The organism is Streptomyces sp. SID3343 (assembly GCF_009865215.1).
Taxonomy (GTDB): Bacteria; Actinomycetota; Actinomycetes; order Streptomycetales; family Streptomycetaceae; genus Embleya.
This window is the reverse complement of record NZ_WWJX01001056.1, coordinates 1-8,483: the sequence shown is the minus strand read 5'-3', so window position 1 is coordinate 8,483 and position 8,483 is coordinate 1. Positions and strand designations below refer to the sequence as shown.

The 8,483-nt window shown below is 70.1% G+C and carries 12 protein-coding genes and 2 pseudogenes; 6 read left to right on the top strand and 8 right to left on the bottom strand.

Annotation, left to right across the window (positions count from 1 at the left end):
* Nucleotides 1–216 (top strand): annotated as a pseudogene (locus tag GT354_RS54850) (helix-turn-helix transcriptional regulator); the annotation flags it as partial.
* A gap of 447 nt (nucleotides 217–663) precedes the next feature.
* The gene (locus tag GT354_RS33120; protein ID WP_161360062.1) at nucleotides 664–1,005 is read left to right on the top strand and encodes a hypothetical protein; all 342 of its coding nucleotides are present in this window, start codon (nucleotides 664–666) and stop codon (nucleotides 1,003–1,005) included.
* A gap of 351 nt (nucleotides 1,006–1,356) precedes the next feature.
* On the opposite strand, the gene GT354_RS33115 is transcribed toward GT354_RS33120, so the two are convergent.
* Both GT354_RS33115 and GT354_RS33110 read right to left on the bottom strand, forming a co-directional pair.
* Nucleotides 1,357–1,875 (bottom strand): transposase, encoded by a 519-nt coding sequence (locus tag GT354_RS33115; protein WP_161360061.1) that lies wholly within the window; start codon nucleotides 1,873–1,875, stop codon nucleotides 1,357–1,359.
* Nucleotides 1,876–2,055: 180 nt separating this feature from the next.
* Nucleotides 2,056–2,445: a hypothetical protein gene (locus tag GT354_RS33110; protein WP_161360060.1), complete on the bottom strand. Its 390-nt coding sequence runs from the start codon at nucleotides 2,443–2,445 to the stop codon at nucleotides 2,056–2,058.
* Between the two features lie 87 nt (nucleotides 2,446–2,532).
* On the opposite strand from GT354_RS33110, the gene GT354_RS33105 reads away from it, so the two are divergent.
* Nucleotides 2,533–2,748: a hypothetical protein gene (locus GT354_RS33105; protein WP_161360059.1), complete on the top strand. Its 216-nt coding sequence runs from the start codon at nucleotides 2,533–2,535 to the stop codon at nucleotides 2,746–2,748.
* Between the two features lie 372 nt (nucleotides 2,749–3,120).
* On the opposite strand, the gene GT354_RS33100 is transcribed toward GT354_RS33105, so the two are convergent.
* The 3 genes from GT354_RS33100 to GT354_RS33090 form a co-directional block, all read right to left on the bottom strand.
* On the bottom strand, nucleotides 3,121–3,411 hold the full coding sequence (locus tag GT354_RS33100; protein ID WP_161360058.1) for a hypothetical protein: 291 nt from the start codon (nucleotides 3,409–3,411) through the stop codon (nucleotides 3,121–3,123).
* A gap of 325 nt (nucleotides 3,412–3,736) precedes the next feature.
* Complete coding sequence (locus GT354_RS33095; RefSeq protein WP_161360057.1) at nucleotides 3,737–5,032, bottom strand: alpha/beta fold hydrolase; 1,296 nt, start codon at nucleotides 5,030–5,032, stop codon at nucleotides 3,737–3,739.
* A gap of 707 nt (nucleotides 5,033–5,739) precedes the next feature.
* The gene (locus tag GT354_RS33090) at nucleotides 5,740–5,970 is read right to left on the bottom strand and encodes an integrase core domain-containing protein (protein ID WP_161360056.1); all 231 of its coding nucleotides are present in this window, start codon (nucleotides 5,968–5,970) and stop codon (nucleotides 5,740–5,742) included.
* A gap of 106 nt (nucleotides 5,971–6,076) precedes the next feature.
* Between GT354_RS33090 and GT354_RS33085 the strand changes: the two genes are divergently transcribed.
* Complete coding sequence (locus GT354_RS33085) at nucleotides 6,077–6,385, top strand: transposase (RefSeq protein ID WP_161360055.1); 309 nt, start codon at nucleotides 6,077–6,079, stop codon at nucleotides 6,383–6,385.
* Nucleotides 6,382–6,522, top strand: a complete 141-nt coding sequence (locus tag GT354_RS33080; RefSeq protein WP_161360054.1) for a hypothetical protein — start codon at nucleotides 6,382–6,384, stop codon at nucleotides 6,520–6,522. The genes GT354_RS33085 and GT354_RS33080 overlap by 4 nt, the downstream gene beginning before the upstream one ends.
* Nucleotides 6,523–6,805: 283 nt before the next feature.
* On the opposite strand, the gene GT354_RS54845 is transcribed toward GT354_RS33080, so the two are convergent.
* Entirely contained in the window at nucleotides 6,806–6,988 is a 183-nt protein-coding gene (locus tag GT354_RS54845; protein WP_237535718.1) for a hypothetical protein, read from the bottom strand.
* Nucleotides 6,989–7,047: 59 nt separating this feature from the next.
* Between GT354_RS54845 and GT354_RS33065 the strand changes: the two genes are divergently transcribed.
* Nucleotides 7,048–7,251, top strand: coding sequence for an IS3 family transposase (locus tag GT354_RS33065; protein WP_346012292.1), 204 nt, complete (start codon nucleotides 7,048–7,050; stop codon nucleotides 7,249–7,251).
* A gap of 101 nt (nucleotides 7,252–7,352) precedes the next feature.
* On the opposite strand, the gene GT354_RS33060 is transcribed toward GT354_RS33065, so the two are convergent.
* On the bottom strand, nucleotides 7,353–8,006 hold the full coding sequence (locus GT354_RS33060) for a response regulator transcription factor (protein ID WP_161360053.1): 654 nt from the start codon (nucleotides 8,004–8,006) through the stop codon (nucleotides 7,353–7,355).
* Nucleotides 8,003–8,483, bottom strand: a pseudogene (locus tag GT354_RS33055) (hypothetical protein); the annotation flags it as partial. The pseudogene GT354_RS33055 and the gene GT354_RS33060, both read right to left, overlap by 4 nt.

Below are 8,483 nucleotides of genomic sequence, written 5' to 3'. Positions count from 1 at the left end.
GCCCGCCCGGGCCCGGCGCTGTCCGGCATCACCACCCGCGAACGCGAAGTGCTCAGCCTGGCCGGACGCGGCCTGACGAACACCGAGATCGCCGCCGAGCCGCACCTCGGCCCCGCCACCGCCAAGACCCACGTCGGCCGCCTGCCGACCAAACTGGGCACCCACGATCGGGTGCAACTGGTCATCGCCGCCTACGAAGCGGGCCTGGTGGCCCCACCGGCTGATCCCGCGCCGTCGCGGCTCCGGTCCGCCCGAGGTCCACGGCCGCCGCACGCACGTACGATCACCACCCCCGGCTCCAGCGGCACCGAGCAGGCGGCGACCCGTATCCACCGCAATCGTGGGGTCGTCCGGGCCTGCCCCGGCGGCGGTCCAGCGCTCGTCCGGGGGAAGTGGGGAGGCGGAAAGACGGATCGGATTCGGATGGATCGATGCGTCCTTCCCGTCACCGTTCCAGGTCGTTGGGCACCTCTCTTCATTTCTCCGTCCGCAGCCCGGATTGGATACTCACTCGGTCACCTGATGTGGTGAATTCGCCTCGGTGGAGTACTGCTCGACAGGCGTCGTGGGAAAGCGTGGACGATCTGGACACATCACCTGTGCGGCGAATGCGCTGACTGCCGTCGGCCGTGAGCGCGGGTTGCACCCGAGCAGGAGGCACGAATGAACCGTGGTTTTCTCTCCATCGCCCTCTCGTCGGCATTTCTTTTGGCCGCCGCTGCACCGTCCGTAGCCGGGACGGTGGAGGGTAGGGCCGACTCCACCTGGCGGTACGTGTGTCAGTTCCCCAGCAAGGACATCGATGGGAATGTGGGGGACGACATGCGTCGTTGCGAGGCCAAGAATGGTGCCCAAACGGGATGGGGTTATATCTGGCAGCCCTTCGAGATCGTAGGAATCTACGCGAAGGGCACGTGGGTCTGCGACCAGAAGAAGGAAAACGGGGCGTACGGGGAAATTATTCAGGGAACGCTGTACGGCAACAAGTGCCGCAAAGTCGCCTGACAAACCGGTGACGGCCCGCCGACTTTTAAGGGCATCGAATCGACTCTGCTCGCCCCAAACAGGTTGTCTCGTAACTCGACACAGATCGGCATGGGTGGGACGGGACGCGGGGCACGGGTCCGCGTGCGAGTGACGGCGGTATGGGGAGCGGGCCGGTCTGCCTCGGCGCAGGCGGGGCTGGGGGCAGAGTGGGTCGCTACGCGCCGACCGACGTGCACGGTCGGCATGTGGCGCTTCGCGCCGGGGCGCGCCGGCTCGTCGGACTTCGCGTGCCGGGTTCGTGACACCGGGAGGTAACCACCGCGGGAGCCAAGCGGGCGTCCTTCGCCGTCGTCGACACCCGCAACCAGGTCACCGTCTCGCAACTGTGGGCATGAGGCGAAGTTGTCCGCCCACGCACAGCAGGCGTGATCGCGGGATGTCGTCGTAGACGAGTGCGGCTATATCGAGTGGTCGCCGGACGTGGCTGGGGCGCGCCACGACCCGACGTGCGCCCGGGCAGCCCATGGCGATGAAGGAGAAGCCTCTGTCCGCGTGGTTGTCGTTTGAGTCACCCGCGACGAGCCGGGTCCTGTGGCGGTCGATCTTCCGGATCACGACGTTGTCGGTCGGGCGGCGCCCGTCGTCACACGTCGCGGTTGTCGCGTCGGAGACGGGCGTTGTGTATGCCTCGGGCCGGATGCCGACCTCGTGGGTCCAGTACTCACCGAACCGGTTGATGTGTTCGGTCGGGTACGGCGAGATGTGCCTCAGGCCCTGGGTCGGTCGGTCGGCCGACCGGTGCCGATGGACGTGCGCGAGGGCGTCGAGCACCCGGCTGTCCTCGCTGGTCGCGGTGAACTCCGGTTTGTCGTCGGCCGGGTCTAACATCGCCGGTGTCGTCCGCTCGCATGCGCGACGGTCCACCGCACTCTGACGATGCTCCACCCGCAGGGATACAACCGCTGGGGGAAACACACCGGCATTCCACCCGTTCGACGACGAGTCGAGGGCGACGACAGCGGGTGGCCGGCGTGTGAGCCGAGCAGGTGCTCGGGTAGCCGTGCTCGCTCATCCCCAGGCGAAGCGGATCCCGCAAGCGGCGCCCATGATGTCCCGGTCGTCGAGCGGGCGGACCCGGCGCCAGACGGAACGTCGGTGTCGGGAAGGCGCCTTCGCGCTGTCAGGGTTGGCAGGCGGGGCGAGCAGGAAGCCGCGGTCGGTGCCGACGACGCCAGAGGACATGGCCGGCTCACACCAGGCCTGGTTGGCGTACTCGATGAGGTTCGGGGCGTCGTAGTCGAAGTAGGCGTCCCGCCGACCCGTCTCGGGGCCGCAGCCGATTGCCGCGCCCACCACGAACGCCGGCAGTCGAGTCTTTGGAGCCCCTCCCTCAAGCACCTTCAGGCCGGCCTTCCGCAGCGGCGCGCATACCTTGCGATGCATCTCCTGCTTGCCCAACTACCACTCCCCTCTGCCGCTCGACTGTTGGTCGCGTCTGTGGCCGATCCGTAGGCGGCCCACCCCCAGGAGCGAGCCGAGGCGATCGTGCCGGCTATTAGATCGCTGGTCGACGGTCGTGGAAAGCTGACCGACGGCGGTGGTCGGCTTGACGGCAGCGCCCCGTTCACCCCGAACCCCGAGGACTGGATGGCCTACGAACTGCGGGCCTTCCGCCAGGAGACGTCTGCGGTCAAGCGGCTGATCAGCGGCTGCGTGATCCCGCAGTCGATGCACCGTCTCGACGACAGGGCCGTCAGCTGATGCCGGGGCAACTCGGCGGCATCGAGTCTGGATTCGAGTCGGGATTCGAGTTCCTGATCATGCAGTTGAAAACCGTCCGCGGAACCGCCTGAACCTCCCCGCGAGGAAAGGGGTCGGCACGAGGTAGTCGGCTGCGACGCGCGGCCTCAACCGGCTTCCTCGTCGCCGCGCCAGTGAGTCGACGGCCGACCGGTACGTGGCATCGTCGGCAACCGCGAGCAGAGCGCCGCGGATCCGGTCGAGCGCAGGGCGTATGCCGCAGTTCGACCGACTGTCGCCGACCTCCGCATTCGTGCGGGTCGGCTACCAACACCGGCCGGTGGGGACCCATTCGGCCAAGTGGTGTTAGCTGGCCGCGTGTTCGACCGACGCCTAGGCGGCGATGACGAGTTCGTACTCTTCGACCCACGCGCCGGCCACGATCGCGTGGTCCGTGCCCACCGAGCCCTGCCACATCGCCGCGAGCGGAGCTGTCGGCGCGTCGCCTCGGTGGTTGCGGACGGCTTGGACCAGGTACGCGTCGGTGCGGGGATCGGCGAGCGTCGATTGCGTCGCGGCCTCGGCTTCGATCGCGTAGGTCCGTGTCGGCTCTACCGCGTCCGGCAGCGGAGGAGTCGGGGGACGTAGCGAGGGTCGCGCCGCGGATGTACCTTTTTCCGTCACGCGTCGAGCAGCACAGAGGCGTCCTCGTCGGGCAGTTGCGGCGGAGCGAACGGTCATGGCGGTCCCGTCGGCGTGGTGGGGCTGGGGGTTGGTGGTCCGGTGGGCGCCGGGTATGACGATCACCGCCGTCGGGTCGGCGAACGCGACCGACCCGACGTTGTCGAACGGCTTCGAACAGCAGCGAGGTCGGCCGACACGTCCCGTGGCACGACGTCGCGCGGCCGTACCTCCTACGGCTTACGGGAAAACGTCTCCCGCCGGGCTCGACGGCCGTGTTCCGCCGGGTCGTTCGACGAGGCGACCGGGCCGCCGGAGATGCTGCCGTTCAGGGGGCCATGGTCCCCGGCGGGGGCGTCGTCCCGGTGTAGGCGGGCAGCGGGAGCGGTCGGTCGAGGAGGTAGGCGCGCAGGTTCGCGAGGTAGAGCTCCGGTTGGTCGATCGCTATCGCGTGGCCGGCGTCGGGGACGTAGACGAGCGTGGAGGCGGGCAACGTCTTGCGGTAGTCGTACGTGACCGCCCACTTCTTGTAGTCGCACTGGCCGCGCATGATCAATGTCGGTACGTGCACGTCGCGCAGGCGCGGGCGGGGGTCGGGGAGGTGTTCCGCGTCGTCGATGGTGAACTGGTTGACGTAGAAGCCGGTTCGGTTGTCGGGCAGGTGCGCGGCCGGTCGGCCGGGGCACTGGGCGGCGGGCAGGGACGCGCCGAGGATCTCCCGAAAGCGCGTGTCCACCTCACGGTCGCCGACCAGGGCGTGCGCGGCCTTCGGGTTGACCTGTTGGAGTAGGGCCATCGCAACCATCCGTGGGGTGGAGGCGAGTTCGTCGACGTGCTGCTTGGTGCTCGCGGGCAGCCTGTCCCACAGGTCGCCGGTCTTGTCGTCCGGGAAGGCGCCGTACCACAGCACGCCGGGCGAACTCAGGACCGCCTTGGCCACGTGGTCCGGGTGCGCGGCCAGGTAGTGCGCGGCGAGCGCGCCACCCCAGGACTGGCCCACCACGATGATGCGTTCGGCACCGATGGCCACCCGGAGCGCGTCCAGGTCGGCGACGTGCCGAGCCACGGTGTAGCCGCTGGGATCGTCGAGGCGACCCGAACGGCCGGAGCCGATCTGGTCGTAGGCGTAGACCTCGAACCCGTCGGCGGCCAGCGCCTTTCCGGCGTCGGAGACGCCGTCGTTGGCGGTACCGGGGCCGCCGTGCAGGAACACCACGGGGTCCGGGCGCGGCGTTCCGACGGCCGCGACATGGCTGTAGGCGATCCGGGATCCGGTGGGCAGGTCCCGGTAGCGGACGTCGGGACCGGCGGCGGCACCGGCCGGTCGGGGCATCGGACGAAAGACGGTGACGCCGGCGAGTACGGAGACGACGCACGTGGTCGCGACGGCCGCGATCAGTGCGGCCCGGCGGGGGCGGTTGGTCCGCAGCACCGCGAACGCGCCCCAGGCGACGGCGTAGACCACTCCGGACAGGGCGACCAGGCCGCCGAGGACGAAGAGCGGGACGACCGGCGTGAGCGCGGCGGTGCAGAGGAGGCCGGCCGGCGCGGCGACGAGGCCGAGCACGAGGGCCAGGAGGAGGAGAAGGGCACCGCCGACGCGGCGCAGAACGGTTCTTGCCATGCCCGAAACGCTAGGTTCGCGGGTTCGGCGGGGTCGTCGTGCTGGATGCTGGTTCCGGTCCGCCCGGAGACGGCCGCCCGGCGGGGGCGACCCCCCGCCGGGCGGCGGGGATTGGCCGCCTGGGGTGGGTTCGGGGCACCGCATGGCGGGTGGCGGATCGCGAGTGACGGTGGCGGTGGCGGGTGGCGAGTCGTAGGCCGTGGGTCGAGCCGGGTGCGCAGTCGGCGGGTGTGACGCGAGGTTGGGTGCGAAGCGCAGCGAACGCTGCGCAGCGGGCGACAAGCCGAACGGCGCTGCGTGGCACGGATCTACGGACGCCAAGCGCGGACGGAACTCGAAGGCGGGCGCGTACCGGCGGGCGCGTACCAGCGCGGGCGTACTGGCGCGGGCGCACGCCATAGCCGGCCCGGCAAGCGGGCAAGGCCCGGCACGCGAGTTGCGTGTGCCCCGCGCCGTGGGCGGGGCGGACCGCGCGTGTGCTGCGGGCCGATGTGATGCGCTGCAGGCCCTTGGGCGGTAAGCACAGCGAAGAACGCCGGCGAGCGAGCACGCGCCGCGCGGCAGATGGGGTGGCGCGACGGGGACTGCGGCAATGCGACTTGAGCGTGACGCGAAGGCCGGGCATAACGCGAAGCGAGCACGGCATGCCGCCGGTGCGTGGGCCCCGTGAGCTTGCTCCGCTTTGGCGGACACCTTCGTTGTGCTGGTCAGGCTGCGAGTGCGGCTTCGCATTCGATGGGTGTGCGGTAGCCGAGGCTGCTGTACAGCCTGCGGATGTTGTACCGGCCTTCGATCCACTCGAAGACCTCGGCGTGGGCGGCGGTCCGTGTCGGCCGGGGCCGATCGGCCCCGAGGTCGCTCTGGAGAGTCGCGAAGAACGACTCGGCGAGCGCGTTGTCCCAGCACTGGCCGGTCCTTCCGACCGAAAGGAGAGTCAAATCCCGAACTCGCTTGCCAAAACGGCGAGTTCGTGAATGGTGGGCTTGATTCACTTTGGCGGCCACCCTGACTGAGGGGTTTGACCCCTTTGGGAGGATGTCCATCATGGAGAGCGAGGGGAAGAAGAAGCCTCGGTCTCGCCGCTCGTTCACGCCGGAGTTCAAAGCCGAGGTCGTTGCCTTGTGCAAACAGGGCGACCGGTCGGTCGGTCGGGTCGCGAAGGACTTCGACCTGACCGAGACCGCGGTACGCGACTGGGTCAGGCAGGCCGAGGTCGACGCGGGCGAACGCGACGACCTGACCAGCGGCGAACGGGAGGAACTCGCCACGTTGCGCCGGGAGAACACCCGGCTGCGCCAGGACGTGGAGATCCTCAAGCGGGCCACGGCTTTCTTCGCGAAGGAGACCCGGTGACGGTGCACCCGTTCATCGAAGCGGAGAAACGCGCGGGACACAGCGTCAAACGCGTCTGTGAACTGCTGAAGTTCTCCCGTGCCGCCTACTACCACCGCCGTACCGCGGCCCCCGGCCCGCGCGCGTCGCGGAGCTGACCGCACGCATCACCCTGGCCCACCGGCGCTCGCGTGGCAGCTACGGCGCCCCGCGCGTCCACGCCGTCCTCGTGCGCGACGGCGACCACGTCGGGCGCCGCCGCGTCGCCCGACTGATGCGCGAGGCCGGACTCGAGGGCCGTCACCGCAGAGGCGGCCGACGCACCACCGTGCCCGATCCGCACGCGGCCGCCCGCCCGGATTTGGTGAAGCGAGACTTCCGACCCGGACCGGCGGCCGAAGGAACGCGCTGGTGCGGAGACAGCACCTACCTCGCGACCGGTCAAGGCTGGTTGTTCCTCGCCACGGTCATCGACATCGCCACCCGCAAGGTCGTGGGCTGGGCCACGCCGACCACCTGCGCACCGAGTTGGTCGCCGACGCCCTGCGCGACGCGGTCCGACGACAACACCCGCCGGCCGGAACAGTCTTCCACTCGGACCGCGGCTGCCAATACACCGACCACGAATTCGCCTTGCTCGCAGCGCAGTTCGACGTCCGACTGTCCGTTGGACGCACCGGCCAGTGCTGGGACAACGCGCTCGCCGAGTCGTTCTTCGCCACCCTCAAAAAAACGATCTCGGCGCCGACCACCATCCCTGGCCCAGCCCGGCCGCCGCCCGTGCCGCCGTCTTCGAGTACGTCGAAAGCTGGTATAACCCACACAGACTGCACAGCAGCCTCGATTACCGCAGCCCCGTCGAATACGAAGCCGCACTCGCGGCCTGACCACAACGACGGTGTCCGTCAAAGCGGAGCAAGCTCAGGGGCGATGCGGAGTGACGAGGCCCGCTCGGTCGGGTCGACGGGCGGACAGGTACCGCGAAGTCCTACCGAGTGCCGGGCCGGATCAGGCCCGTCTCGTAGGCTGCGATGGTCGCCTGTAGGCGGTCCCGGACGCCGAGCTTGCCGAGGATGACCGCGACGTGGTCCTTGACCGTGGCCGGGCTGATGGCCAGGGCTGCGGCGATCTCGGCGTTGCTGCCGCCGCGGGCGACCAGGATCAGGACCTGCGTCTCGCGCGGGGTCAGTGCGGCGGTCCGAGTGTCCTTGCGGGGCACGGGAGTTGCCGCGTAGTGGTCGACCAGGACCCGGGTCACCCCCGGGTCGAGAAGCGCGTTGCCCGCGGCGACCACCCGTACCGCGTCGATCACCCGTTCCGGCTCGGCGTCCTTGAGCAGGAATCCCGAAGCGCCTGCCCGCAACGCGGCGAACACGTACTCGTCGAGGCCGAACGTGGTGAGCACCAGGACACGGGTGGCCGGGGCCGACACGGTGATCCGGACAGTGGCCGCGATGCCGTCCAGGCGGGGCATCCGGATGTCGACGACCGCGACGTCCGGGGCCAGGGACGTGACCTGCTCGACCGCGGCCTCGCCGTCGGCGGCCTGGCCGACCACGCTCAGGTCCGGCTCGGCGTCGAGTACGGCGGCAATGCCTGCGCGCACCATGGCCTGGTCGTCGGCGATCGTCACTGTGATCACCTCGACACCACCTCCGGAAGCCACACCCGTACGCCGTCGTCGGCCGTCGCGAGCGTACCCCCGGCCGCGTCCGCGAGAGCACGCAGCCCGCGTCGGCACGCGGCCGACACGGGTACCGCCCGGCGTACCGTCACCACGACCCCGTCGGTGGCGAAGTGCACGACGATCTCGGCCTCGTCGACGATCGTCGAGGCCACCACGCGGTGTACGGCCACCTCGACCGCGACGGGCAGCGGCCGCACTTGTCCGGACAGCCGGGTGGCGGCGCGGTGGTGGGCCGCGAGCGTACCGATGCCGGCCACGGTGGGCGGTGGCGTGTCGTCGGCCTGGGGAACGGTACGAAGTTCGGCCAACAGCACCCGCAACGCGGTCAGGGCGGCGCGGGCGTGGGCGAGCGTACCGGGGGCGTCACCGCAGTCGGCCGCGGCCACCATCGCGGCGACCTCCACGCGAGGCCCCGCGCGCAACCCGGCCGCC

Excerpts from the sequence above, each read along its gene's own strand:
- GT354_RS33120 (WP_161360062.1), top strand. The coding sequence starts at position 664 with ATGAACCGTGGTTTTCTCTCCATCGCCCTCTCGTCGGCATTTCTTTTG.
- GT354_RS33115 (WP_161360061.1), bottom strand. The coding sequence starts at position 1,875 with ATGTTAGACCCGGCCGACGACAAACCGGAGTTCACCGCGACCAGCGAG.
- GT354_RS33095 (WP_161360057.1), bottom strand. The coding sequence starts at position 5,032 with ATGGCAAGAACCGTTCTGCGCCGCGTCGGCGGTGCCCTTCTCCTCCTC.
- GT354_RS33085 (WP_161360055.1), top strand. The coding sequence starts at position 6,077 with ATGGAGAGCGAGGGGAAGAAGAAGCCTCGGTCTCGCCGCTCGTTCACG.